Source organism: Stenotrophomonas sp. ASS1 (assembly GCF_004346925.1).
Taxonomy (GTDB): domain Bacteria; phylum Pseudomonadota; class Gammaproteobacteria; order Xanthomonadales; family Xanthomonadaceae; genus Stenotrophomonas; species Stenotrophomonas maltophilia_A.
On record NZ_CP031167.1, the window covers coordinates 377,777 to 402,402 of the forward strand.

At 66.4% G+C, this 24,626-nt stretch carries 22 protein-coding genes; 13 read left to right on the forward strand and 9 right to left on the reverse strand.

All coding sequences use genetic code 11. The features are described from left to right. The first annotated feature begins 128 nt into the window (after positions 1-128). The 9 genes from MG068_RS01740 (at position 129) to hglS (ending at position 11,074) form a co-directional block, all read left to right on the forward strand. A complete protein-coding gene (locus tag MG068_RS01740) occupies positions 129-1,619 on the forward strand; it encodes a transglutaminase-like domain-containing protein (protein WP_132808946.1) in 1,491 nt (496 codons plus the stop codon). A gap of 51 nt (positions 1,620-1,670) precedes the next feature. Beyond that, positions 1,671-4,694 (forward strand): TonB-dependent receptor, encoded by a 3,024-nt coding sequence (locus MG068_RS01745; RefSeq protein WP_132808948.1) that lies wholly within the window; start codon positions 1,671-1,673, stop codon positions 4,692-4,694. Positions 4,695-4,749: 55 nt separating this feature from the next. Then, positions 4,750-6,303: a serine hydrolase domain-containing protein gene (locus MG068_RS01750; protein ID WP_132808950.1), complete on the forward strand. Its 1,554-nt coding sequence runs from the start codon at positions 4,750-4,752 to the stop codon at positions 6,301-6,303. After that, positions 6,236-6,949, forward strand: a complete 714-nt coding sequence (locus MG068_RS01755; RefSeq protein ID WP_100437721.1) for a M15 family metallopeptidase — start codon at positions 6,236-6,238, stop codon at positions 6,947-6,949. Before MG068_RS01750 ends, MG068_RS01755 begins: the two co-directional genes overlap by 68 nt. Positions 6,950-7,160: 211 nt before the next feature. After that, a complete protein-coding gene (locus tag MG068_RS01760; protein WP_032968343.1) occupies positions 7,161-7,532 on the forward strand; it encodes a hypothetical protein in 372 nt (123 codons plus the stop codon). 232 nt (positions 7,533-7,764) lie between these two features. Further along, positions 7,765-8,175, forward strand: a complete 411-nt coding sequence (locus tag MG068_RS01765) for an EF-hand domain-containing protein (protein ID WP_004139214.1) — start codon at positions 7,765-7,767, stop codon at positions 8,173-8,175. Positions 8,176-8,270: 95 nt separating this feature from the next. After that, entirely contained in the window at positions 8,271-9,023 is a 753-nt protein-coding gene (locus tag MG068_RS01770; protein WP_121504735.1) for an HAD family hydrolase, read from the forward strand. A gap of 31 nt (positions 9,024-9,054) precedes the next feature. Then, entirely contained in the window at positions 9,055-9,543 is a 489-nt protein-coding gene (locus tag MG068_RS01775) for a hypothetical protein (protein ID WP_065183823.1), read from the forward strand. Positions 9,544-9,709: 166 nt separating this feature from the next. Then, entirely contained in the window at positions 9,710-11,074 is a 1,365-nt protein-coding gene (hglS, locus tag MG068_RS01780; RefSeq protein ID WP_132808952.1) for a 2-oxoadipate dioxygenase/decarboxylase HglS, read from the forward strand. Between the two features lie 72 nt (positions 11,075-11,146). Here hglS and scpC read toward each other — a convergent pair whose 3' ends face one another. After that, a complete protein-coding gene (scpC, locus tag MG068_RS01785; protein ID WP_132808953.1) occupies positions 11,147-12,661 on the reverse strand; it encodes a succinyl-CoA:acetate CoA-transferase ScpC in 1,515 nt (504 codons plus the stop codon). A 401-nt stretch (positions 12,662-13,062) separates the two neighbouring features. On the opposite strand from scpC, the gene glnE reads away from it, so the two are divergent. Continuing rightward, positions 13,063-15,858, forward strand: coding sequence for a bifunctional [glutamate--ammonia ligase]-adenylyl-L-tyrosine phosphorylase/[glutamate--ammonia-ligase] adenylyltransferase (gene glnE, locus MG068_RS01790; RefSeq protein ID WP_132808955.1), 2,796 nt, complete (start codon positions 13,063-13,065; stop codon positions 15,856-15,858). Between the two features lie 358 nt (positions 15,859-16,216). Here glnE and MG068_RS01795 read toward each other — a convergent pair whose 3' ends face one another. The 6 genes from MG068_RS01795 to MG068_RS01820 all read right to left on the reverse strand — a co-directional run bounded on the left by MG068_RS01795 (position 16,217) and on the right by MG068_RS01820 (position 20,145). Further along, complete coding sequence (locus MG068_RS01795; protein ID WP_107432970.1) at positions 16,217-16,777, reverse strand: queuosine precursor transporter; 561 nt, start codon at positions 16,775-16,777, stop codon at positions 16,217-16,219. A 75-nt stretch (positions 16,778-16,852) separates the two neighbouring features. After that, positions 16,853-17,368 (reverse strand): hypothetical protein, encoded by a 516-nt coding sequence (locus MG068_RS01800; protein WP_004139500.1) that lies wholly within the window; start codon positions 17,366-17,368, stop codon positions 16,853-16,855. Between the two features lie 32 nt (positions 17,369-17,400). Next, on the reverse strand, positions 17,401-17,904 hold the full coding sequence (locus MG068_RS01805) for a hypothetical protein (RefSeq protein ID WP_004139502.1): 504 nt from the start codon (positions 17,902-17,904) through the stop codon (positions 17,401-17,403). Between the two features lie 19 nt (positions 17,905-17,923). Next, positions 17,924-18,775, reverse strand: a complete 852-nt coding sequence (locus MG068_RS01810; RefSeq protein WP_049400079.1) for a DUF2145 domain-containing protein — start codon at positions 18,773-18,775, stop codon at positions 17,924-17,926. A gap of 48 nt (positions 18,776-18,823) precedes the next feature. Further along, positions 18,824-19,051 carry a hypothetical protein gene (locus MG068_RS01815; RefSeq protein ID WP_004139505.1) on the reverse strand — a complete coding sequence of 76 codons (228 nt, stop codon included), beginning with the start codon at positions 19,049-19,051 and terminating at the stop codon, positions 18,824-18,826. 128 nt (positions 19,052-19,179) lie between these two features. Next, the gene (locus MG068_RS01820) at positions 19,180-20,145 is read right to left on the reverse strand and encodes a mitochondrial fission ELM1 family protein (protein WP_132808957.1); all 966 of its coding nucleotides are present in this window, start codon (positions 20,143-20,145) and stop codon (positions 19,180-19,182) included. A 120-nt stretch (positions 20,146-20,265) separates the two neighbouring features. Here MG068_RS01820 and MG068_RS01825 point away from each other — a divergent pair, with 120 nt between their 5' ends. Together MG068_RS01825 and MG068_RS01830 are read left to right on the forward strand one after the other, a co-directional pair. Further along, positions 20,266-20,856 carry a malonic semialdehyde reductase gene (locus tag MG068_RS01825; protein WP_004139510.1) on the forward strand — a complete coding sequence of 197 codons (591 nt, stop codon included), beginning with the start codon at positions 20,266-20,268 and terminating at the stop codon, positions 20,854-20,856. Between the two features lie 86 nt (positions 20,857-20,942). Then, positions 20,943-21,650, forward strand: a complete 708-nt coding sequence (locus MG068_RS01830; RefSeq protein ID WP_132808959.1) for a YceI family protein — start codon at positions 20,943-20,945, stop codon at positions 21,648-21,650. 605 nt (positions 21,651-22,255) lie between these two features. On the opposite strand, the gene MG068_RS01835 is transcribed toward MG068_RS01830, so the two are convergent. Next, a complete protein-coding gene (locus MG068_RS01835; protein ID WP_121504743.1) occupies positions 22,256-22,657 on the reverse strand; it encodes a hypothetical protein in 402 nt (133 codons plus the stop codon). A 210-nt stretch (positions 22,658-22,867) separates the two neighbouring features. Here MG068_RS01835 and MG068_RS01840 point away from each other — a divergent pair, with 210 nt between their 5' ends. Next, positions 22,868-23,701, forward strand: a complete 834-nt coding sequence (locus MG068_RS01840; protein ID WP_132808961.1) for a hypothetical protein — start codon at positions 22,868-22,870, stop codon at positions 23,699-23,701. A gap of 74 nt (positions 23,702-23,775) precedes the next feature. On the opposite strand, the gene MG068_RS01845 is transcribed toward MG068_RS01840, so the two are convergent. Next, positions 23,776-24,573: a siderophore-interacting protein gene (locus MG068_RS01845; RefSeq protein ID WP_132808963.1), complete on the reverse strand. Its 798-nt coding sequence runs from the start codon at positions 24,571-24,573 to the stop codon at positions 23,776-23,778. Positions 24,574-24,626 lie beyond the last annotated feature (53 nt).

Consider the following 24,626-nt stretch of genomic DNA (forward strand, 5'->3'; position numbering starts at 1 on the left):
TGCACACCCTCCTCGAATGCCTGCTGGAATATTTATTCCTTTTGGCATCGAAAGCAAGAATAAATTATTGACCGGCATCCCGGCCCGTGTTACACAGCCGTTACCACCCGCGCTGGGGAAGTGTCGCTGTGGATCCTGCCGTTCGCAAACCACGTCTGCCTGCCACTGCCGGCCTGTGTGCCGCGCTGCTGCTGTGGGCGTGGTCGGCGGGAGCGGAGCCGCCACCCTCGGCCATCCAGTTTGCGCGGGTCGTGCAGATGATCGACGCGGGACGGTTCTCCGAAGCCGGCAGCGAACTGAACACCTGGTTGGCTGCGGACGCGGCGGAGCCTGGCGTCAGTTTCGACGACATCGCGTTCCAGGAAGAACGCATGCGCCGCATCCGCCTGGATTTTTCCCTCGACGAGACCGCCGCCAAGTCTGCCGTGCGCCGCTGGATTCCGGACCTGACCGACGAGGAATTCGCGCGCTGGGATCAGCTTGGCCTGATCGAGCATCTCGACATCGATGGCACGCGTTGGTATTTCAAGCGCGCACCGTCGAACCTGTTCCTGCTCAGCGACGAGGCACGTGCGCGCCGCCGCGCGGATGCACCGATGCCGGCGCCGGGCCCAAACGAGGTGCTCAACGCGCACCACGCACGCGTGCTTGCCGCAGCGGAACAAAGTGGCCAGGCGTCGGTACTGCCGCAGCGCATTGAATTCACCCAGTCGCTCACGGTGAAAGCCGATGCGGTGCCGGCCGGCGAGACCGTACGCGCCTGGATTCCGTACCCGCGCGAGATACCCGGCCAGCAGGAGCAGGTGCAGTGGCTGGGCAGCACCCCGGGCAAGGCGCGCGTGGCACCAGCCAGCACCCTGCAGCGTACCACCTATCTGGAAGCCAAAGCGGTGGCCAGGCAGCCGACCCGCTTCGAGGTCCGCTATGCGGTCACGATCCTGGCCCGGCATACCGCGATCGATCCGGCCAAGGTGCAGCCGACACCGGCCGATCCGGCACTGAAACCCTACCTGTCCGAGCAGCTGCCGCACGTGCGCTTCACGCCGGCACTGAAGCTGTTCTCCGACCAGGTGCTGCAGGGCGAGACACGTCCGTATGAAGTGGTGCGCAAGCTGTTTGCTGCCGTGGATCGCATTCCATGGGCCGGTGCGCGCGAATACTCGACGATCAGCAACATCAGCGATTACGCGCTGCATGCCGGGCATGCCGACTGCGGCCAGCAGACCCTGCTGCTGATCGCACTGCTGCGTATGAACGGCATTCCCGCACGCTGGCAGTCGGGCATGGTGTTCTCCGGCGATGGCAGTGGTTACAACAACCTGCATGACTGGGGGCAGGTCTACCTGGCGCCGTATGGATGGCTGCCGATGGACGTGACCACCGGCGCACTGGCCAGCGACGTGCCGGCCCTGCGCGATTTCTACCTGGGTGGCCTCGACGGCTACCGCATCGCCTTCAACGACGATTTCGGCCAGGCCCTGGTGCCGGCCAAGCAGCACTTCCGCTCGGAAACGGTCGACTCGCAGCGCGGCGAGGCCGAGTGGGCAGGCGGCAACCTGTACTTCGACCAATGGAGCTACGACTTCCAGTGGCGGGTACTGCCAGCCGGGCAACGCTAGCGCGACACATCGCATTCCACACCATTCAATTCTTGCAGGAGAGAGCAGGGGATGAAGGCTTACAGCATCAAGCGGGCGGCGTTGTGCGTCGCCCTCGGGGCGTGTCTGGGCGTGATGCTGCCCGGCACCGCAATGGCGCAGAACGTGAGCGGCGCGGTGGCGGGCCGCGCCACCGCCGGTGATCAGGTGACCGTGGTCAGCAACAGCACGGGCCTGATCCGCTCTGTCACGGTCGGTGCCGATGGCAGCTATCGCCTTGGCCAGCTACCGGTGGGCGACTACCAGTTGCAGCTCAGCCGTGATGGCCAGAAGCTGGGTGATCAGGTTGCTGTCAGCGTCGCGATCGGCGGCACCACCACGGTCAATCTGGCAAGCGGCGGCGGCGTCACCAATCTCGATGCACTGCAGGTGGTCGGCACACGCGTGGTCAATCGCGTGGATGTCTATTCCACCGAAACATCCTTCAACATCAATCGACAGGAAATCTCGCGCCTTCCTGTGGCGCAGGACCTGTCTGCGGTCGCACTGATGGCGCCTGGCGTGGTCGGCGGCAACTCGTCCTTTGGTGGCTTGTCCTTCGCCGGCTCGTCGGTGGCTGAAAATGCCGTCTTCATCAATGGCCTGAATGTCACCGACATGTACACCCGTCGCGGCTTCAGTACCGCGCCGTTCGCCTTCTTCAAGGAGTTTCAGGTCAAGACCGGCGGATACTCGGTCGAGTTCGGCCGCTCCACCGGTGGCGTGATCAATGCGGTGACCCGTTCGGGCAGCAACGAGTTCGAAGGCGGCGTGGAAGTCACCGCTGAACCCAGTGCATGGCGCTCCAGCGGCGGCGACCACTTCCATCGTGATGGAACCCCGCATTCGTATGGCAGCCGCGACAACAACTCGTTTCTGAAGACCAACGTGTGGGGCTCCGGTCCGATCATCAAGGACAAGCTGTTCCTGTTCGCGATGTATGAAGACCGCAGTGACAAAGGGCACAACACCTCGTCCGATGGCAGTACCTGGTTCAAGAATGATTCCGGCAACGGCTTCTGGGGCACCAAGCTGGACTGGAACATCAACGACAACCACAGCCTGGCGCTGCTGGCGTTCTCCGACGAAGGTGACGTCACCAACGCCTCGTATGGCTACAACTGGAACGCAGACCAGCTCGGTGCATGGGGCGGTGATTCGGTCACCGAGACGGGTGGTCGCAACTGGTCGGCCACCTATACCGGCCACTTCGGCCAGAACTTCACCGCCCGCGCCATGGTCGGCCAGAACAACCAGCGTGCGTTCACCAATTCGTCGCTGGATCAGGCGTGCAGCCCGGTGTTCACCGACAGCACCTACGGCCCGCGCCTGGGCAAGCTGCAGGGCCTGCGCGCAGGCTGCCACCCCACAGGCACGGCAGTGGCCGAGCGTGACGATACCCGTGACGTGGCGCGACTGGACTTCGAATGGCAGCTGGGTGATCACCTGCTACGCTTCGGTGTCGACCGTGAGCTGATGACCACAAAGCAGTCCACCCGCTACCCCGGTCCGACCGAGTTGAGCTACACGGCCTACGTAGCGCGACCTGGCGATGAAGTCTGGGACGGTGCCAATGCCTACGTGCCAGCAGGCGTTACCGAAATGCTGCGTGCGCGCAACCGCAAGTCGGGAGGCACGTTCGAGACTGAAGCCAATGCCTTCTACGTGGAAGACATCTGGAACATCACTCCGAACCTGATGCTCAACCTCGGCGTGCGCTGGGACCGTTTCGAAAACCGCACCGCCGCCGGCAAGGCGTTCATCAAGATGGACGACCTGGTCGCGCCGCGTGTGGGCTTCTCGTGGGACATGCGCGGTGATGGCAGCACCAAGCTCTTCGGCAACGCCGGCCGCTACTACCTGCCGGTTACCAACAACATCAACGTGAACTTCGCCGGTGGTCTCACCGACGAATACAGCTATTACGTGCTCAATGGCTGGGAACAGAAGACCTCGCCGACAGGCTCGCCGTACATGGCACCGATCGTCGGCCAGCAGATCGGGCCGACCGACACCCGCATGAACACCGGCGGTGCCGACCTGCGCCAGAGCGTGGACCGCGATCTCAAGGCGGTCTACCAGGACGAGTACATCCTGGGCTTCCAGAACATGATCAACCAGACGTGGTCCTGGGGCGTCAACGCCACCTATCGACGGATGACCCGTGCGCTGGATGACATCCGCATCAACTACACCCCGTGCGGCCCGACCCCGAGCACGCTGTGGCCGATCGCCAATCCGGGCGAGAGCCTGACAATCTGGGGCGACAAGAGCATCGGCTGCGCCAACGAAGGCTGGATCACCATCGATACCGCCAACAGGGGCTATCGCAAGGGCGGCAGCGGCGAGGTGATCGGTTACTCCAAGCCCAAGCGTACCTACAAGGCGCTGGAGTTCCAGATCGACCGTGCATGGGACGAGAAGTGGATGTTCAACGCGTCCTACCTGTGGTCGAAGAGTGAAGGCAACTTCGAAGGACCAGTGAACTCCGATACCAACTACGGTGATACCGGCATGGTCCAGTTCTGGGACCACCCCGCCACCAACGAGCGCTACGGCGTACTGTTCAACGACTTCCGCCACCAGTTCAAGCTGCGAGCTGCGTACGCACTGAACAAGCAATGGTCCTTCGGCACCACGTTGCAGGTGCAGTCCGGTGGCCCGATCACTGCGTATGGCGTGATGTGGCCAAACGACTCCATCGCCGGTGGCAGTACCTCCAGTGAAGGTAGTGGCGGTGGCACCGGTTGGCTGTGCGTGGCCAACTGCTCCGGCCCATACAACCAGCGACAGTTCGAGTACAGTCCGCGCGGCGCGTTCGGTCGCCTGCCATGGACGTGGACCATGGGCGCCAATGTGACGTGGCGTTTGCCGGTGGAAGGCATCGACCTCAGCGCACGGCTGTCGGTCTACAACCTGTTCAACAATCAGAAGACCATCAACGTGCACCAGCGCTATGAAGCGCAGCCCGGCCAGTACCGCGAGGCGACGTTCGCCACCGGGACGCGCTGGCAGGCTCCGCGCTATACACAGTTGGTGGTGACCTGGAATTTCTGAGGCTGCATCCCGTGCCGTCCGTGTGGGCGGCGCGGGCATTGGAAGGGAAGCGTGCATGCATCATCTGCTGATCCTCGCAGCGGCACTGGCCGCACCCTCCGCTTTGGCGGTCGATACCGCATCCATCGATGCCGATGTCGCCGCCGTGGTTCGCGCCGAACATCTCCCCGGGCTTGCGATGGCGGTGGTCGAGAACGGACAGGTGGTCTATCGCCATGCTGAAGGTAAGCGTGACGATGGCGGCCGCATCGACGAGGACACGCTGTTCAAGATCGCCTCCAACAGCAAGGCGATGACCGCCGCACTGCTGGCGCGGCTGGTGCAGCAGGGCAGGCTGCGCTGGGACGATCCGGTGCAGCGCCATCTGCCGGAATTCCGAATGCACGATGCATGGGTGGGGCAGCAGATGCAGGTGCGCGACCTGCTGATCCACAACAGCGGTCTCGGTCTGGGCGCCGGTGACCTGATGCTGTGGCCGGAACCGAACACGTTCTCCCGTGCCGACATCATCGCCGGGCTGGCACACCTGAAGCCGGTCAGCAGTTTCCGCAGCCGTTATGCCTACGACAACCTGATGTATGTGGTGGCCGGTGAGGTGGCCGCTGCGGCCGCTGGCAAGCCGTACGACCAGTTGATGCGCGAGCAGGTGTTTGAACCACTCGGCATGACGCGCTGCCAGGTGGGGGCCTGGTCGGTGAAGCGCGTAGGCAACGTCGCGCAGCCACATGCCTGGCGTCGTGATCGCAATGAGGTGGTGAACGCTGACGGTGCCATCAGCCCGGACCTGCCGTCCATGGCTGCCGGAGGCATCCGCTGTTCGCTGCGCGACATGACGCGCTGGATGCAGGTACTGCTTGATCCTGCCGTGGTGCCGGATTGGTTGGACAGTGAACAGCGCCGCACGTTGTGGACATTACACATGCCGATGCCGCTGGGTGAGCGCCAGCGGCGCTGGGACAACGCGCATTTTTACGGCTACGGCTATGGCTGGCGCGTTTCTGACATGGATGGGCAGTGGAAGGTGGCACACACCGGCACGCTGTCGGGGATGTACTCGTCGCTGGCGCTGCTGCCCGACCGCAAGGTGGGTGTGGTGATGCTGATCAATGGCGAAGGCGAGGATGCGCGTACCGCGTTGATGCAGGCCGCGCTGAAGCGCTTCACCGCAGCGGACGATGCGCGGCCTGCGATGGAGTACCTGGCCGAATTGAAGGCAGACCAGGCAACGCGGGCGGCGACCGGCCATTCGCGGCCGTCCACCGTTGCGGCGCAGGAGACGAGCCGCACGGATCTGCCACGCTGGCAGGGCCGTTACCGCGATCCGTGGCTGGGCCCGGCCTCACTGTGCCCGGGCGCGGACGGCCTGCGCTTCAGCGTGGACAAGTCGCCAAAGCTGCAGGCGGCCGTGCTGCAGTTGCAGGGGCGCTGGCTGCTGCGCTGGGATACGCTGGGCGAAGACGCACAGGCCTGGCTGCAGCCCGGTGACGGTGCACCGCCCACACTGGACCTGCGTGCCATCGATCCGGACATCGACTTCAGCTATGACTTCCAGGACCTGCATTTCACTCGTACTGGCGACTGCCCTGGCAGCGAGCGCCAGCGCCGCTGAGCCGCCGCGTGTTTCGCCGGCCACTGATGCCGCCAGCGCCGGATTCGTGGAGATCCGCACGTTGTCGCCAGGCATCGAGATGGACATCCGCTACGCCGGCGCGAACAACTTCACCGGCGCGCGCGTGCCGGGTTACGAGGGGCCGTCCTGTTACCTGCTGGCGCCGGTGGCGAAGGCACTGGCACAGGTGGAACAGGACCTGCGCGCGGATGGCTTTGGCCTGCGCCTCTACGACTGCTACCGGCCGGTGCGTTCGGTGCAGGCCTTCATGGCCTGGGTGAACGATCCGCGCGAGCGCTCGCGCAAGGCTCTGCAGTACCCGGATCTGGACAAGCCAAGGCTGCTGGCCGACGGCTACATCGCCGAGCGCTCCGGCCATAGCCGCGGTGCCACGGTGGATCTGGGGCTGCTGGATTGCGGCAGTGGTGCATGTAGGCCGATGGACATGGGTACCGACTTCGATTTCTTCGGTCCACGCGCGCATACGCAGACGAGCGGGCTGAGCGCTGCGCAGCAGGCGAACCGCAAGCAGCTGGTGCAGGCGATGGCGCGCCGTGGTTTCGTCAACTATCCGCAGGAGTGGTGGCACTACACCCTGCAGCCCGAACCGGACCCGGGCACCGCATACGACGTCCCCGTGCGGTAGGGACATCGGCAGAGGGGCGCTGCTGTTGGTAGGTGTCGACCTTGGTCGACACGGTAGATCCACGCCATGCGTGGACGCCTTTCGTTCAATCATCGGAGTATTCGATTTCGATGGAGATTTCATCCACGCATGGCGTGGATCTACCGTGGCCACCAGATCGGGTCCGGGGCAGATCCCTTACACTGGCCGCCATCCCACCGTTGCCCACCCGATGAACCTTCCCCTGCACTTCGGCCTGCTCGGTACCCTCGAAGCGGGCGCCATCGCCCTGCTGGTCGGGCTGCTGGTGTACTTCCTGTGGTCGCAGCTGTGCCGGCTCCTGCACTGGACGGTCGGCCACGCGATCGGCTGGTCCTGCGTCATCGCCGTGATCATCTCCGCCGGCATCGATGCCTGGAAGCTGTTCTACATGGGCATCGTGCGTCTGGAGTCGCCGCTGTATGCGCGTCTTTTCCTCGCCACCATCCACGATCCGAACGAACTCGGCAGCCGCGTGGTGCTGGAAATCGCCGGCGCGCTCGCTGGTGTTGCCCTCGGCTGGGTGGTGTTCAGTTCGCGGTCATCGGCTCAGAACGTCGACTGACGCAGGTTTTTCGTTCGCTGCCGGTTAAATCAGGCAGCGCTGAATGCGCAGCTTATGAGCCACTCACTTCATGCTAACCACCGCGCTAAAGCATGCGCGTAGGCGAGTGGTTAATCGTGCGTGTTGACGCCGGTCGCGAGGCAAAATCGATTCAGAAAGGCGGTGGCAGGGTAGGTGCCGTGCGGAGACAACACGCCGCGCAACACCACCCAATTGGTAGGAGACACCCCTGATGACTATTCGCAACCGCAAGCCCCTGATCGCCCTGATCGTCGCCGCCGGCAGCGTGCTGGCCATTCCGGCGATGGCCCAGTCGGCCAAGCAGCAGGCCGCGCAGGCACAGAACGAGGCCGCGCAGGCGCAGCAGTCGGCGGCACAGGCAGGGCAGGCGGCTGACCAGGCGACCAACGCGGCCGCAGCGGCTTCGGCACAGGCCAATGGCGGTGGCCAGACCTGGGCCAGCATCGATACCGATGGCAACGGCACCATCAGCAAGACCGAGGCGCAGGTGAACGCAGGCCTCGCTCAGGTGTTCGACCAGGCCGATACCAACAAGGACGGCGAGCTGAGCGCCGATGAGTACAAGGCCTACGTGGCCGCCCAGCAGGCCGGTGCAGGTGCCGGCGCGGCGCAGGGCCGCTGATCCACGCCTGATTCGGGAAGACCGGTGCATGGGGACCCGGGCGGCTGCGGCCGCCCGGGTTTTTATCGTCACCAGCACCCCTGTATCCTTGTGCGATGAACACCTCCACGCCTGCGCCGTCGCGCGCCATCGGCCTGGTCGGTTTTGACGGTGACGATACGCTGTGGAAGAGCGAGGACTACTACCGCAAGGCCGAGCAGGATTATCTTGACCTGCTGTCGCGCTACGTCGACGTGCATGACACGCAGACCGCGCGCCACCTGCTGGAAGTGCAGCAGCGCCATCTGGGTACCTTCGGCTACGGCGTGAAGAGCATGACGCTGTCGATGATCGAAGCGGCCATCGACATCACCGGCCAGCGCATCGAGGCCAAGGACATCCAGCGCATCCTGGACATCGGCCACGACACCCTGCGCCACCCGGTCGAACTGATCGACGGTGTGCGCGAAGCGGTGGCGGCCATCGCCGAGCACTACCCGGTGGTGCTGATCACCAAGGGCGACCTGTTCCACCAGGAAGCGAAGATCAAGGTCGCCAACTTGGCCGAGCTGTTCCCGCGCATCGAGATCGTCTCCGAGAAGGACCCGGAAACCTACGCCCGCGTGCTGGCCGAATTCGACCTGCCGATGCAGCGCTTCGTGATGGTCGGCAACTCGCTGCGCTCGGACATCGAGCCGGTGGTGACCCTGGGCGGCTGGGGCGTGCATACGCCGTACGCAGTGACCTGGGCCCACGAGACCCAGCACGGCGTGGCCGACGACGAACCGCGCATGGTCACTGCCGATACCGCCCATGATTGGCCGGCCGCACTGGCCGCGATCGAGGCCAAGGCCTCGGCGGCGGCCTGACAGGACCCGGCGGCTGCGGCAGAATCGGGGCATGAATTACCGACTGCGCGTGTTGCTGTTGTCCTTGCTGCTGGCGCCGGCCACCGTGCTGGCCCAGCAGACCGCCGAGCGTTCGGCTGCGTATGAGGTGGCAACCGGCGACAGCTGGGTTGATGCCCAGCTGCAGGACATCAACCATTACGCCGAACGCTACCCGGATGCCTTTCTCGATGAGGTATCGCGCTATGCCGACGTGCCCCGTGGCTACATCAGCGCGCTGTTCACCACCCATGGCTGGCAGGCCGGGGACATCTATTTCGCCTGCTTCTGGGCCAAGGCCAGCGGCCAGACCTGCCGCGACAGCGTGCGCGCCTTCAGCCAGGACCCGGACGGCGGCTGGGAAGCGGTGGTGAAGCGGATGCCCACCAGGCCGGACAACCTGCATTACCGTGCCGTGCGCCACGCCATCGTGGCCAGCTACCAGCACTGGGACCGGCCGATCACCCTGGATGCCACCCTGAAGCGCCAGCTCAAGCGGTAGTGCCGGCCGCTGGCCGGCAATTGCACCCTTCCAGGCATCCGGAGATTGCCGGCCAGCGGCCGGCACTGCCGGTTTGTCTCATGTTGCTCTGCATATCGCCGCCACCGCGCGCTCCGGCGACAATACGGGTCCGAGCTGTTCCCCCGTTCCCGTAATCGAGTGACTGATGAGCGCCTCTTTGGTTTCGCCTGATGTGATCCGCCGCCTGTTCGCACAGGCCATGTCCCGCATGTACCGCACCGAAGTGCCGCTGTACGGCACGCTGGTGGAACTGGTGGAGCGGATCAACGCGCAGGTGCTGGAGCAGGACCCCGCTCTGGCCGCGCAGCTGCAGCGCAACGACGAGCGCGCACGCCTGGATGAAGAGCGCCACGGCGCGATCCGCGTCGGCACCGTGCAGGAACTGGCGACGCTGCGCCGCCTGTTCGCCGTGATGGGCATGTACCCGGTCGGCTACTACGACCTGTCGGTGGCCGGCGTGCCGGTGCACTCCACCGCGTTCCGCCCGCTCACCGGCGCCGCGCTGGCGCAGAACCCGTTCCGCGTATTCACCTCGCTGCTGCGCCTGGAGCTGATCGAAGACGAAGCGCTGCGTGCCGAATCGGCAAAGATCCTTGCACGTCGCCGCATCTTCACCGAGGGCGCGCTGGCGCTGATCGAGCAGGCCGAGCGTGACGGCGGGCTGTCGCAGGCCGATGCCGAGCGCTTCGTCGAGGAAGCACTGGAAACCTTCCGCTGGCACGGCGATGCCACCGTCGACCTGCCGACCTACCACGCCCTGCACAACGCGCATCGCCTGGTGGCCGACGTGGTCAGTTTCCGTGGCCCGCACATCAACCACCTGACCCCGCGCACGTTGGATATCGACGCGGCGCAGGCGGCGATGATCGAGCATGGAATGGCGGCCAAGGCGGTGATCGAAGGCCCGCCGCGCCGTGCGTGCCCGATCCTGCTGCGCCAGACCAGTTTCAAGGCGCTGGAAGAAGCGGTGCATTTCCCGGACAGCGAGGGTGGCGATGCCGGTACGCATACTGCGCGCTTCGGCGAGATCGAACAGCGGGGGCTTGCGCTGACCCCAAAGGGCCGCGCGCTGTACGACCAGCTGCTGTCGCAGGCCCGCGATGCCGGTGGCGAAGGCAGCACCGGCGGCGACTATGGCCAGCGCCTGCAGGCGGTGTTCGCCAGCTTCCCGGATGACCATGACACGCTGCGCCAGGAAGGCCTGGGCTATTACCGCTACCAGCTGACCGACGCCGGCCGCGCCGCGCCGGAGCGCGTGGCCGATCTGCCCGCCGAAGTGCTGGTGGCCGCCGGCCTGGCCACCGCCGACCCGATCGTCTACGAGGATTTCCTGCCGGTCAGTGCGGCAGGCATCTTCCAGTCGAACCTGGGCGGTGAAGAACAGCGTGCCTATGCCGCGCATGCCAACCGCGAGGCCTTCGAGCAGGCGCTGGGCGTGGCGGTGAATGACGAGTTCGAGATCTACGAGCGGCTACAGGCCGAATCGCTGGCGGCGCTGCGCACCGCGTGAAGGTAGAGCCGGCCGCTGGCCGGCTGTTCTGGGGAGCCGGCCAGCGGCCGGCTCTACCAGAGTCTCCGGATCTCAGCCCTTCATCGTGCCGGTATCCAGCCAACGCTGGTGCCACGACAACGCTTCCGGCAGCAGGTGCGGGGTGTGCTTGCCGTAGCTCTCGCGGCTGGCGCGGTCGAAGTAATCCTGCAGCTGCGGGCGGAAATCCGGGTGCGCGCAGTTGTCGATCAGCACCTGCGCGCGCTTGCGCGGGGTCAGGCCACGCAGATCGGCCAGGCCCTGTTCGGTGACGATCACCGACACATCGTGCTCGGTGTGGTCGACATGGCTGGCCATCGGCACGATCGCCGAGATGGTGCCGTTCTTGGCGGTGGACGGGCTCAGGAACGCCGACAGGAAACCGTTGCGGGCAAAGTCACCGGAACCGCCGATGCCGTTCATGATCCGCGTGCCCATCACGTGCGTCGAATTGACGTTGCCGTAGATGTCCACCTCGATCATGCCGTTCATGCCGATGCAGCCCAGGCGGCGCACCAGTTCCGGATGGTTGGAGATTTCCTGCGTGCGCATGATGATGCGCTCGCGGTAGAAATCGATGTTCTCCTTGAACGTCTCATTCGCCTGCGGGCTCAGCGCGAAGCCGGTGCACGAGGCGTAGCTCAGCACGCCCTCGCGCAGCAGGTCGAGCATGCCGTCCTGGATCACTTCGGTGAACGCGGCCAGGTCGCGGAAACCGCTCTTGGCCAGGCCAGCCAGCACGGCGTTGGGGATGTTGCCCACGCCCGACTGCAACGGCAGCAGGTTCGGCGGCAGGCGGCCCTTCTTCACCTCGTGCTTGAGGAACTCGATCAGGTGCGAGGCGATCTGTTCGCTGGTCGCATCGATCGGGCTGAAGGGGCTGTTGCGGTCCGGGCCATTGGTACGCACCACGGCCACGATCTTGTCCGGGTCGCAGCGCAGCGCGGTATCGCCGATGCGGTCGTTGGCGTTCACCAGCGGAATCGGCTTGCGGTGCGGCGGCAGCGCGGTGCCGTAGTAGATGTCATGCATGCCGTCGACGCCGGCCGGCTGCCATTCGTTGACCTCGACGATCACCTTCTTGGCCAGGTCCAGCCAGGTCTTGTTGTTGCCCACCGAGGTGGAGGGCACCAGCGAACCGTCTTCGCGGATGGCCGAGACTTCGATCACGGCGGTATCGATTTCGCCATAGAAGCCGAACCACACGTGCTGGGCCACGTGGCTGAGGTGGATGTCGATGTAATCCAGCTTGCCCTCGTTGATGCGGTTGCGCGCATCCGGGTCGCTCTGGAACGGCATGCGCATGGCGATGCCATCGGCCTTGGCCAGCGCGCCATCGAGTTCCGGCGCGGTGGAGGCGCCAGTCATCAGGCTGATCTGGAAGGGCTGGCCCTGGGCATGCACCGCTTCGATGCGGCGGGCCAGTTCGACGGGAACGGCCTTGGGATACCCGGAGCCGGTAAAGCCGCTCATGGCCACGGTTTCACCGGGCTGGATCAGCGCGGCTGCGGCCTCTGCGGAGACCACGCGGTCACGAAGACGCGCGTTGGCGATGCGATCAACAGACATGACGACACGTGTTGCTGGGGGGAATTCCGATTATCGGCCATCCTCATCCGTACGGGGGGTTCTACCTTCGTGGAATGGCTTTTCCCGCAGGGGTCACCCAAACCCGCCGGTTTTGTTTTGCAGTGCAGCGTGCAAAGTGCTTTCGCAGCCCGCACGATGGACCTGCATCCCGACGTGGGGGAGGGAGCAGAGCCCGCTGGCAGTTCGCTGCAAGCGGGCTTTTTTATTGCCTGTCGTCCAGTATGAATACGCGGTCTCCATTATCGGTAGTGCCGGCCGCTGGCCGGCAACCCCAGTAACCTTCGGCAGGATCGTCGGATCTGCCGGCCAGCGGCCGGCACTACCGGGTCATCGGATTCGCTGGGCAGCGGCCGGCGTTAACGGGTCGATACAATCAGCCCATGACCCTCGCCCCCGCTGACGTGCCCGCCTCCCTGCAGCCTCTTGTCGACCGCGCCTTGGCGCGCCTGGCCCAGGTCCTGCCAGAGCCCATCCCGGCCAACCTGCTGCCGTTGCTGACCCGGCTGGCGGTGAGCAGCGACTTCGCGCTGGACACCCTGGTGCGGCAACCGGCCTTGCTGGCACAGCTGGCCGCGCCCGGCTGCCCGCCGATCCCAGCGCCGGTGCTCGATCCGCTGCAGCCCAGCGACTGGCCGGCGCAGATACGGCGCTGGCGCACGGCAATGTCCACACGGCTGATCTGGCGCGACCTGACCGGTCTGGACGACGTGGCCCAGACCCTCGCTGGCGCAACCGCCCTTGCCGAAGATTGCCTGCGGCTGGCGCTGGACGCCCTGCAGCAGGAATTCGCCCAGCGTCACGGCGTGGTCCGCGACGGCGAAGGCGCGCCGCAGCAGTTGGTGGTGTTCGGCCTTGGCAAGCTGGGCGGTGGCGAGCTCAACTTCAGTTCCGATGTGGACCTGGTCTACGCCTATCCGCAGGGCGGTGAATCCGATGGACCGCGTCCGTTGGCGGCCGAAGAATATTTCGCCCGCCTCGGCCAGCGCCTGGCCAAGCTGCTGGATGAAACCACCGTCGATGGCTTCAGCCACCGCGTCGACCTGCGCCTGCGTCCGTTCGGCAGCGCCGGCCGCGTTGCACTCTCGTTCGCAGCGATGGACCAGTATTTCCAGCGTGAGGGCCGCGACTGGGAACGCTATGCCTGGCTGAAGGCGCGCGCGGTGGCCGGCGATATCGAGGCCGGTGAAGCGTGGCTGCAGACCCTGCGCCCGTTCGTATACCGCCGGTACCTGGATTTCACCGCGCTAGACGGCCTGCGCGAAATGAAGGCGGCCATCACCGCTGAAGTCGCACGCCGCGAACTGCACGACGACATCAAGCGCGGTGCCGGTGGCATCCGCGAAATCGAATTCCTGTGCCAGGCGCTGCAGCTGATCCGCGGTGGTCGTGAACCGGCATTGCGCGAGCGTCGGCTGCTGGTGGCGCTGGACGCACTGGTGGCCGCCGGGCAGATCGCGCCCGAGGACGGCAGTGCGCTGCGCGAGGCCTACCTGTTCCTGCGGCGCCTGGAAAACCGCCTGCAGATGCTGCGTGACGCGCAGACTCACGTGCTGCCCAGCGACGCACTTGACCGCGAACGCATCGCTGTTGGGCTCGGCTATCCGGACTGGGAGGTCCTGCGCGCGGCACTGGCCGTGCAGCAGCAGCGGGTCAGTACCGAATTCGCCGCACTGCTGGCGCCGCGAAAGGGCCAGGCCGCGCCCGATGCACTGGCCAACTACTGGCGCAGCCTGCCCGAGGGCAGCAATGCGCCGCTGCTGGCCGAAGCCGGTTTCCTCGATGCCAACGGCGCCGACCAGTCGCTGCGCGATTTCGCGCAGGGCACCGGCGTGAAGTCGTTGTCCGATGCCGCGCGTGCGCGGCTGGATCGCGTGCTGCCCGCGTTGCTGCATGCGGCCACGCGTTCGCCGCAGCCCGATGCCGCGCTCAAGCGCGTGCTTGGCCTGCTGCAGGCGGTGCTGCGCAGGACCAGCTATCTCGCGCTGTTGGACGAACAGCCGAGTGCGTTGGCGCGTCTGGTCGATGTGCTGGCGCGCAGCGCGCTGCTGGCCGAGCGCCTGGCCGCGTACCCGCTGCTGCTGGACGAACTGCTGGACGTGCGCGTGTCCGGGCCGATGCCGGATGCCGACGGCATGCTGGCCGAGTGCCAGCAGGTGCTGGCGGTGGAAGATCCCGAATCCGCACTGCGCTGGCTCAATGAAACGCGACTGGCGCTCAGCTTCCGCATGGCGATGGCCACGCTGGATGGCCGCCAGGGCGCGGTGGACAGCACGCGGCAACTGGCTGAGCTGGCGCAGGCCGTGGTGGTCACCGTGTTGGCGATGGCCGAAGCGGACATGCATGCCGCACACGGCGAGATTCCCGGCGGGCGCTTCGCGATCATCGGCTACGGCAGCCTTGGTGGGCTTGAGCTGGGCTTCGGTTCCGACCTGGACCTGGTGTTCCTGCACGACAACCCGGCCGGCGTGGATGCCAGCAATGGCGCGCGTCCGCTGGAGCCGGGGCGCTGGTATGCGCGCCTTGCGCAGAAGGTGATGGCGCTGCTTGGTGCGGTGACCGCCGCCGGGCGCCTGTACGACATCGATGTGCGCCTGCGCCCGGATGGTGGCAAGGGTTCGCTGGTGTCTTCGTTGGCCAGTTACACCGAATACCAGCGCGAACGCGCGTGGACCTGGGAACACCAGGCGCTGGTGCGCGCGCGTGGCGTGGCCGGCGATGCCAGCCTGCTGGCCGACTTCGAGCAGGTGCGTGCGCAGACGCTTGGGCGTGAGCGCGACACGGGTGTGCTGTACGCGGACGTGCTGAAGATGCGTGGCCGCATGCGCACCGAACTGGACCGCAGCGATGCCGCGCGGCTGGACCTGAAGCAGGGCGCGGGTGGCGTGGTGGACCTGGAGTTCCTGCTGCAGACCGGCGTGCTGGCGCGCGGTGCGCAGCATGCGGCGTTGCTGCAGCCGCGCGACACGCCGTCGTTGATCGATGCGTTGGCGGTTGCTGGTTTCCTGCCGGAAGGCACCGCACAGGCGTTGCATGGAGCGCATGCCACGTTGCTGGAGGTAGGCCTGGCCTGCACGCTGGATCGACGTCCGCGACTGGCACCGACCACGCCCGCGATTGAAGAGGCATGTGCCGCGATTACCGCCGCGTGCATTGCCGCGGAGCTGCCATTCGCCTGAGTGGGGGCACCCGCCAGCGCAATGGCCTGCTTTGGGTGGGTGCCGACCGTTGGTCGGCACCATCTGTCGGCAGCGATGAGTTCTGCAGGGCGTGCCGACCAACGGTCGGTACCCACCGGATCATTGGCCGGCGATGGCCTGCTGTTGGTAGATGCCAACCTTGGTTGGCATGAATGCAAAGCGCCAACCAAGGTTGGCAACTACCAAAGCTATGGCCCGGCGATGACCCGCCGGATCAATGATCTGAGCGTTGGCCTGCTGTTGGTAGGTGCCAACCTTGGTTGGCACAACCCATCCGCGTTCATGACCCCGGCAACAGCGTGCCAACCAAGGTTGGCACCTACCAGAGCAACGGCGGTCAGCTGGTGGTTCGCAGCGGCGCCATCTTCCACAACAGCGCGCGGAACGGGGCCAGCAGGCAGACGCCAATCGCCAGCTTCACCGCCAGGTCGCCGGCAGCCCAGCTCACCCACGGCAGGGTCGAACCGGCAAACGCGATCGACCAGAAAATGGTGGTATCCACCGTCGCGCTGCAGGTGGTGGCCACCATCGGTGCGCGCCACCAGCTGCCACGGCGCAGGCGGTCGAACACGGTGATGTCCAGCAGCTGCGCCACGATGAAGGCCGAGCACGAGGCAATGGCGATGCGCGGGGTGGCCACCCAGATCGACAGCAGCACCGCCACCGCGAAACCGATCCACGCCACGCGGCGGGCGGGGCCCGGGCCGAAGCGGCGGTTGATCAGGTTGCTGACCAGGAACGCGACCGGATAGCTGAAGGCACCCCACGTCAGCCAATCGTTGATCGGGTACTGCACCAGTACGTTGGACAGCAGCACCACCGCGCCCATGGCCAGCACCGCCAGCACGAGGGCGCGCGGGGTCAGCGGGGCAAACACAGGGGCAGGACGCACGGACATGGCGAGCCAGGGGGACAAAGGGGATCGCCCATTATCCGCCCGGCCCGCGGCAATGCCAAAACCGGCCGTTCAGCTTTACAGCGTTTCGCTCATCACATCGCCGGCGGCATAGGCGGTCGGCACATAGGCCAGCGCCTGGCCCTGCGCGCTCTTCACGGTCCAGCCGGCACCCGCGTCGGTCGGGTCGAAGCGCACCTGCTGGCCGACGACGAAACCGGCAATCGGGTCATCACCTGCAGCCGCCGGCCATTGCAGCGTTGCGGTCTGGTCGGCCTTGCCGGGCACCTGCAGGTGCACCTGGCGATCACCGGCTGGCGTGGTGGCGACCTGCTTCACTTCCATCGGTGGCAGCGGCACCGCCGGCGTGCGTGCGGCGACCTTGCCGTTGCGCTCGCTGGCCTTGAACGGGGCCTTGGACAGTTCGGCCAGTCCCATCGACGTGGCCAACGGAATCGACAGCACGATCAGCGACGTGACCAGCACGCTGGTCTGGCCGCTGTTCAACTGCGGCGCGGCGCCGGCATGGACGGTGGGCACCACCAGCGCCGAAAGCAGCAGGGCAGTGGCGGGAACGCGCAGGCAACGGAACATGGAGACCTCCTGGTCAGGGTGGGGACGGCGGCTCAGCGCCGGGTATCGAAGATGTCGCGCGGGCCGGTGGCCTCGGGCAGGTATTCCAGCGGGCGGCCCTGGTTGTCCTTCAGCTGCCAGCCCTGGTCGGCGCCGGTCGGTTCGAAGTTCACGGTCTGGCCCACGGTGAACTGCACGGCGGGATCGCCGATGCCGCGCGGGTACTGCATCGATGCGGTGTTCTGCGGATCGTTGGCATCGCGCAGCAGCACTTCGCGGCGGCCATCCACGGTGGTGGCGATCGCGCTCACCTGCATCTGCGGCAGCTTGATCTGCTGCGGGCGGGCCAGCGGCTGGCCAGCGTCGGCGGCATCCTGGGCTTCCTTCGCCGCCGCCGCGCGGGCCGACGTCACCATCTGTGTGGACATCTCCAGGCTCGGTCCCTGCGGGCCCGGGTCGTGGATGATTACGATGCGGCGCTCTGCATGAGCGGCCGTGGACCAGGCCAGGCTTGCGACGATCAGCATCGGCATCAGGACGGCGGGCAGGGTACGCATGTCGTTCTCCTTGCTGGATTCAGGGCGTGGCGGCGGCAGCACCAGCTACCGGCACGTGAGGGATCACCAGTTCCTGCTGCAGCTGGCTGCGCTGGTGCAGGAAATCGAACACCGATTCCACCGTCACCACCGAATAGTTGCCGGAGATGCGTTCGCCGGCCGGATGGTCAGTGGTGGTGGCGTTGGCCACGAACAGGCGCGCACCCACGCGCTTGCCGAGGCCGATATGCAGCACGCTGGGCTGGTACTTCTGCTGGCGCAGCCACTGCTGCGCCTGTTCGCGCTTGACGATGGCCGGCGCGCCTTCGGTCTGCGCCATCGCCGCGGCCAGCACTTCCAGCACCCACTGGTTGGAGTTCTGGTAGTCGGTGGCAAACGGGTAGGCAACCACGTTGTATTTGGTTTCGTGCAGCGCCTTCGGTTGGATCGACGGCGACACCAGCATCGCTTTCAACGCGGCACGCAGCGGCGCCGAGGGCACGCCGATGCGCAGGTCGGTATGGCCGCCGCTCTCGCCGACGAAGTTGCCCAGCCCTTCGTGGTACAGCTGCGAGCTGTCGGTCTTGCAGCGGTTGAGCAGGTGCATCGCGCGCCAGCGGCCATTGTCCTCACGCACCAGGAAGGCCAGGTGGCTGTGGCGCAGGCCGTAGCGGCTCAGGTCCTGGCCACCGCGCGCGGCCACCACCACGTCCACATCGGGCAGCGCGTCCAGGCGCTCAGCGGTGGTCCAGGCCACGTCCAGCATCGCCGCCTGCGCGGCCACGCTCGGGTAGCGCTCGCGGCATTCGGTGCTGTTGGCCCAGGCCGGTGCGGTCGCCAGCAGGCTGGCGATCAGCAGCGCGGCGCGCGGCAGGCGGGAGAAACGATCCATGTCGATACCTTCAACGGCGGGCAGGCCCGCGCGCCGATCATACGCTGCTCAGCGCAGGGGACGATCCACGCCCTTGCGCTGGAGCTCCTTGTCGCAGGCATCGCTGATCGGGGCCACCGGCAGGGGCGGGCGCTGGCCCTTCGGGTCGCGCAGCGCCGGTTGTTCGCGGTACGCGTCCAACTGCTGCTGGCATTGATACGAAATCGGATCCAGCTCGGTGGGCGTGGTGGAGCAGGCAGCGAGCAGGGCCAGGGGCAGCAGGAGCAGGGTACGCATGAAGACGTTCAGAGTGATGGGGGAAGCTGGACTCTAACCGCGGTACCGGATCGAAATGTTCAGAAAACGCTGGGCACCCGGCATTACCGTGATGCCAGGCGCCCAGGATTGCCGGCCAGCGGCCGGCACTACCCCAATGCCAGGCGCTGTTTCAGTTCTGCCGCGATCCGCGCGGTCTCGCGCAGTGGCTCGATGCGGTCGTACTGCCAGTCCAGCCAGTGCGCCTGCAGCCGGCCGCGCTCGCGCAGCTGCTGCTGGAAGCGTGCCAGCCGCCCCTGCACGGTATCGGCCAGCGCCACCATCACCGGCATGCGCGTGGCGCAGGCTTCAGACAGCAGGTTCACCGAATCGGGCGAGACCACCACGCGGTTGGCCCAGCCGAGCAGGCCGCCATAAGGATTCGTACCGTCGCCGCCGTCGCCCCAGATCACGTGCGGCAGGTCGGCGAACGTCGCGCGCAGGATCTCGGCCAAGGCCGGTGGCGTGCGCCGCGAAGTCGTGGCCAGCAGGCTGCCGCCCTCGCTGCGGATCTGCTCGGCCAACGCCTGGAACACGCCCACCATCGCGGTCTCGTCCCAGGGCGCCAGCGGTGTCGGCCCGCCCACCAGCAGCGCGGTGCGCGGGCCGGGCAGGGTACTGAAGCCGGCGAACGCGGCGCGGCCCCAGGCCAGCCAGTCATCGTCCACCGGATTGAGGCTGCCGAGCAAGGTCAGCACGTTGCTGCCACGCAGGGCATCGTGTTCGGGCACCACCACCATGTCCCAGTGGCGGGCATTGATGCGCGGGTCGAGGATCTGCACCACTTGGCTGCCACGTGCGCGCAGCACGCGCAGTGCGCCGGCGGCCTGACGGCCACAGCCGATCGCCAGCGGCGGTGCGTCCGCGGCCAGCGTCGCGAATGCCTCGCCATAGCCGTTCACATCACCGGGCAGCCGCCGCGGCGACAGCCAGCGCCAGGGTGCGCGGGGCTGCAGGACCAGCGGCCGATGGGTGCCCTGGCGCAGCGCAGAGGCCAGCGCGACCGCCTGGCGGACATTGCCCGCACGGCCGTCCGTGACCGTCCAGGGCGCGCTCGATCGTTTCACCTGTGGCATTAATTCGTTTCAGCCCTGCTGGGTGTTGCAACAGTCGCGACACTCTACACTGCGGCTCGTCGTTTCGCCCCGCGCCGCCCGCGGGCACTGACTTCCCTTAGCCGCCCTGGAGATCCACCGATGTCCCACGCGCTCGACGCTGCTGCCCTCGACCAGCTGTTCCGTACTGCCCGCACCCAGAACGCTTTCCTCGACAAGCCGGTCCCGGCCAGCCTGCTGCAGGAACTGTACGACCTGGTGAAGTGGGGCCCGACCGCCGCCAACACCACGCCGGCCCGCTTCGTCTTCGTCACCTCGAAGGAAGCCAAGGCCAAGCTGGCCCCGGCCCTGTCCGAAGGCAACCACGACAAGACCATGGCCGCCCCGGTCACCGTCATCATCGGCTTCGACCTGGACTTCCACGAGAAGCTGCCGTACCTGTTCCCGCACACCGATGCCAAGGCCTGGTTCGACGGCCCGCAGGAAGGCCGCCACGAAGCCGCCATCCGCAACGGCAGCCTGCAGGGCGCCTACCTGATCCTGGCCGCACGCGCGCTGGGCCTGGATGCCGGCCCGATGTCGGGCTTCGATGCCGCCAAGGTGGATGAAGCCTTCTTCGCCGGCACCTCCATCAAGTCGAATTTCCTGGTCAACCTGGGTTACGGTGACTCGGCGGGCCTGTTCCCGCGTCTGCCGCGCCTGTCGTTCGACGAAGCGGCGCGCATCGCGTAAGTCGTTGTATCGGTTTCGGGCCTGCCGTCCCGTGGCAGGCTCTTGCTGCACCGTGTACCCACCCTACGATCCGGAGAGTTCCTCAGATGAGCGCCACCCGTAAACTGCTGCTGCCGCTGGCCCTGACCCTGGCCATCGCCGCCTGCTCCAAGCCGGCCGACACCGCTGCCCCGGCTGCTGACGCTGCCGCCCCGGCCACCACCGAACAGGCCGCCACCCCGGCTGCCGATGCCGCTGCCGCCGCGCCGGCCGCCGAAGCGATCAAGATCGCCTCGGGCACCTACAAGCTGGACCCGACCCACACCGACGTGCTGGCCCAGTGGAGCCACTTCGGCTTCTCCAACCCCAGCGCGCACTTCGGCAACGTTGAAGGCACCCTGGTGTACAACGCCGAAGACGTGACCAAGTCCACCGTGGAAGTGAAGCTGCCGCTGAGCGGCCTGAACAGCTTCACCGCCAAGTTCGACGAGCACCTGAAGAGCGCCGACTTCTTCGACGCCTCCAAGTTCGCCGATGCCACCTTCAAGAGCACCAAGGTGGAAGCCGCTGGCACCAACAAGCTGACCGTCACCGGCGACCTGACCATCAAGGGCATCACCAAGCCGGTCACCCTGGACGTCACCGTCAACGGCGGCGGCGAGCACCCGATGGCCAAGGTCCCGGCCGCCGGCTTCGATGCCACCACCACCCTGAAGCGCAGCGATTTCGGCGTCGGCGCGTATGCCCCGAACGTCAGCGATGAAGTGAAGATCCGCATCACCACCGAAGCCACCGGCGAAAAGCCGGCCGCTTGATGCACCCCGCTCACTCGTCGTGAGAAGGCAGAAGGCCCGCTGAAAAGCGGGCCTTCTTTTTTGGGCGTGGGGGACGCCTTGGTAGGCGCCAACCTTGGTTGGCACACGAGCACTCCGCAGCCCAACCGAGGTTGGCCACTACCGGTTCATGCAGGGCGGGAGAATGCTTTGGTAGATGCCAACCTTGGTTGGCGCACGAGCACTCCGCGGGCCAACCAAGGTTGGCCACTACCGGTTCATGCAGGGCCGGAGAGTGCTTTGGTAGGTGCCAACCTTGGTTGGCACACGAGCACTCCGCGGGCCAACCAAGGTTGGCCACTACCGGTTCATGCAGGGCCGGAGAGTGCTTTGGTAGGTGCCAACCTTGGTTGGCACACGAGCATTTCGCGGGCCAACCAAGGTTGGCCACTACCGGTTCGTGCAGGGCCGGAGAGTGCTTTGGTAGGTGCCAACCTTGGTTGGCACACGAGCATTTCGCGGGCCAACCAAGGTTGGCCACTACCGGTTCATGCAGGGCCGGAGAGTGCTTTGGTAGGTGCCAACCTTGGTTGGCACACGAGCATTTCGCAGGCCAACAAAGGTTGGCCACTACCGGGTACGCGTGTTCAGCGCAGCGCGCCCAACCACGCCCCACACGCTTCGCTCGGGCTCTGCTTGGCCTTCACCGCCAGCCCGCTCACGCGCACGAAGGTCTGCGCCGCCTGCGCCACGACCTGACGTGCGATCAGCGCGGCCTGCTTGGTCGCGGCCTGCTGCTTGCGCAGCTGCACGATGTTGATCGACGGCCGGCCCACCGGCGCGTACTTCTGGTCGCGGCGCAGCACATCGGCTACCTGCGCCACTTCGAATTCGGCCTGCAGGTAGCGGTGTTGTGCTTCCACCAGCTCACGCAGCGGTACGCGCAGGGCAGCGGTGTCGGCGAAGGCGGCCAGTGCCGCGTCGCAGGCGGCGTCATCGGCAAAGCGGGTACGCAGCGCATCCACGCTGGCCAGGGTCAGTTTGGCCATGTGGCCCTCGTTGCTGCAGGAAAGGAGCGCGATTGTCGCATTGCTTGGCGTGCTCCGGGCCGGGAGGCTTTCGCTTTGGTAGAGTCGACTGTTAGTCGACTGCTCTTGGCGCGATGCCGGAAACCCCCGCGCTGCGCGCGATAGTCGACTAACAGTCGACTCTACCTGGCTGGCATTTCAGGCGCAGCCGCATCCACGGAAGGAAGACCCATGCAGGACACGCAGTACTGGTTGAACGAATTCTGGACGGGCCTGAGTGTGCTCGACCTGCTGGGCGGCAGCGTGCTCGGTACGCTGCTTGGCCTGGTGCTGGGCATCTTTGCCTGGCGCTGGTTGCACCGCCGGGGTTGGTTGCAGCGGCGCAAGCGCTGGCATCACTGGCTGCTGGCCAGCTACGTGGTGCTGCTGCCGCTGGCCACCGCCTTCTTCGGCCTGCAGCTGGGCTTTACTGCTGGCGCGCACCGCGCGCTGTTCAAGCAGCTCGATCATTTCCAGCCGCACCTGCAGACCCTGGTGGAAGGCTGGAGCGAAGGCTTCACCGATTCGCTGGACGACCCGCGCATGCGCGAGGCATTGCGCAGCCAGGGCACGGTGGGGGATGTGGCCGATACCATCGCTTCGGCCTACCTCAGCGAACATCCGTTGCCCGGTCTTGATCGTCTTGGCAACGGCCCGTTGGCGCGCGGCACCGGTTGGGTGATCGGCAAAGTGCGCGAAGGCCTGCTGCGCGGCATGGTGGAAGACACGCTGGTGGACAAGGCCGGCACGCTCGGCCTGGAGCCCAAGGTGGTGCGCGAGGCGCTGACCATGCATGTGGATGAGCTGCTGCACACCCGTGGCGTGCTGCGACTGGTGAAGGCGCAGATCAACGGCATGATGCCCGGCGTGTACTTCGGGCTGCTGTTGCCGTTGCTGATCATCGCGCTGCTGGTGGCGCTGGAGATCTGGGCCGCGCAGCGGTTCGGGTGGAAGCGGCAGGTGGCATCCAACGCGGTAGTGCCGGCCGCTGGCCGGCAGTTGCAGGTTGCTGCCGAAGGTTCATGAGGTTGCCGGCCAGCGGCCGGCACTACCCATTCGAAGGCGTGCGGACCAACGGTCCGCACCCACCGGCTGCCCGATCAATCGCCGTCGGTTTCGTCCGGGTGGGCCTTCCAGTAGCCGGTGGAACGGATCCAGTCGCGCGGCACGCCCAGGTGGCCTTCGATGAACTTGCGCATCATCCGTGCGCGGCGCGATTCGGTGGCGATCCAGTAGAAGACATCACCTTCCGGGGCTTCGAAGTCGGTCAGCATGTCTTCCAGCAGCGTGCTGCTGGCCGCCGGGAAGCCATTGCGCTCCAGCCAGTGGATACGCACGTTCTCGTACTGCGGCAGGTCCTGGCGTTCGGCTTCATCGCTCACTTCGATGAAGGCCTGCACCTCGGCATCCTCCGGCAGCACGTCCAGCCAGCGGGCGATGGCCGGCAGCGCGGTTTCATCGCCAATCAGCACATAGGCGTCGTAGCTGTCGGCCACCACGAACGAGCCGCGCGGGCCGCCGATCACCAGCGTGTCGCCAGCCTTGGCCTGCTCGGCCCACGGCCCGGCAATGCCCTGGTCGTGCAGCACGAAGTCGATGGCCAGCTCGCCGGTTTCGTGGTCCCACCAGCGCGGCGTGTAGTCGCGGGCCGGTGAGGGCTCCTTGCCGGCCGGATAGCTGCGGCCTTCGGCAGTGACCACCGGCAGCACCATCTCGCCGCTGGCATTGGGGAAGAACAGCTTGATGTGGTCGTCGGCGCCGGGCGAATCGAAACCGGCCAGCTCGGCGCCGCCCAGCACGATGCGGCGCATGTGCGGGGTGACCTCTTCGGTGCGCAGCACGGTCAGTTCACGGAAGCGCACATCCAGGCGCAGGCGCGTGTTGTTGTGTTCGGTCATGGGGTTACCTGTAAAGGTGTCGCGCGGGGGCGCGCGGCGTAGGGGCGACCTGG

Excerpts from the sequence above, each read along its gene's own strand:
- MG068_RS01840 (WP_132808961.1), top strand. The coding sequence starts at position 22,868 with ATGCAGGACACGCAGTACTGGTTGAACGAATTCTGGACGGGCCTGAGT.
- MG068_RS01755 (WP_100437721.1), top strand. The coding sequence starts at position 6,236 with ATGACTTCCAGGACCTGCATTTCACTCGTACTGGCGACTGCCCTGGCA.
- MG068_RS01765 (WP_004139214.1), top strand. The coding sequence starts at position 7,765 with ATGACTATTCGCAACCGCAAGCCCCTGATCGCCCTGATCGTCGCCGCC.
- MG068_RS01810 (WP_049400079.1), bottom strand. The coding sequence starts at position 18,775 with ATGGATCGTTTCTCCCGCCTGCCGCGCGCCGCGCTGCTGATCGCCAGC.
- glnE (WP_132808955.1), top strand. The coding sequence starts at position 13,063 with ATGACCCTCGCCCCCGCTGACGTGCCCGCCTCCCTGCAGCCTCTTGTC.
- scpC (WP_132808953.1), bottom strand. The coding sequence starts at position 12,661 with ATGTCTGTTGATCGCATCGCCAACGCGCGTCTTCGTGACCGCGTGGTC.
- MG068_RS01835 (WP_121504743.1), bottom strand. The coding sequence starts at position 22,657 with ATGGCCAAACTGACCCTGGCCAGCGTGGATGCGCTGCGTACCCGCTTT.
- MG068_RS01820 (WP_132808957.1), bottom strand. The coding sequence starts at position 20,145 with ATGCCACAGGTGAAACGATCGAGCGCGCCCTGGACGGTCACGGACGGC.
- MG068_RS01800 (WP_004139500.1), bottom strand. The coding sequence starts at position 17,368 with ATGTTCCGTTGCCTGCGCGTTCCCGCCACTGCCCTGCTGCTTTCGGCG.
- hglS (WP_132808952.1), top strand. The coding sequence starts at position 9,710 with ATGAGCGCCTCTTTGGTTTCGCCTGATGTGATCCGCCGCCTGTTCGCA.
- MG068_RS01745 (WP_132808948.1), top strand. The coding sequence starts at position 1,671 with ATGAAGGCTTACAGCATCAAGCGGGCGGCGTTGTGCGTCGCCCTCGGG.
- MG068_RS01795 (WP_107432970.1), bottom strand. The coding sequence starts at position 16,777 with ATGTCCGTGCGTCCTGCCCCTGTGTTTGCCCCGCTGACCCCGCGCGCC.
- MG068_RS01770 (WP_121504735.1), top strand. The coding sequence starts at position 8,271 with ATGAACACCTCCACGCCTGCGCCGTCGCGCGCCATCGGCCTGGTCGGT.
- MG068_RS01815 (WP_004139505.1), bottom strand. The coding sequence starts at position 19,051 with ATGCGTACCCTGCTCCTGCTGCCCCTGGCCCTGCTCGCTGCCTGCTCC.
- MG068_RS01845 (WP_132808963.1), bottom strand. The coding sequence starts at position 24,573 with ATGACCGAACACAACAACACGCGCCTGCGCCTGGATGTGCGCTTCCGT.
- MG068_RS01775 (WP_065183823.1), top strand. The coding sequence starts at position 9,055 with ATGAATTACCGACTGCGCGTGTTGCTGTTGTCCTTGCTGCTGGCGCCG.
- MG068_RS01830 (WP_132808959.1), top strand. The coding sequence starts at position 20,943 with ATGAGCGCCACCCGTAAACTGCTGCTGCCGCTGGCCCTGACCCTGGCC.
- MG068_RS01825 (WP_004139510.1), top strand. The coding sequence starts at position 20,266 with ATGTCCCACGCGCTCGACGCTGCTGCCCTCGACCAGCTGTTCCGTACT.
- MG068_RS01760 (WP_032968343.1), top strand. The coding sequence starts at position 7,161 with ATGAACCTTCCCCTGCACTTCGGCCTGCTCGGTACCCTCGAAGCGGGC.
- MG068_RS01750 (WP_132808950.1), top strand. The coding sequence starts at position 4,750 with ATGCATCATCTGCTGATCCTCGCAGCGGCACTGGCCGCACCCTCCGCT.
- MG068_RS01805 (WP_004139502.1), bottom strand. The coding sequence starts at position 17,904 with ATGCGTACCCTGCCCGCCGTCCTGATGCCGATGCTGATCGTCGCAAGC.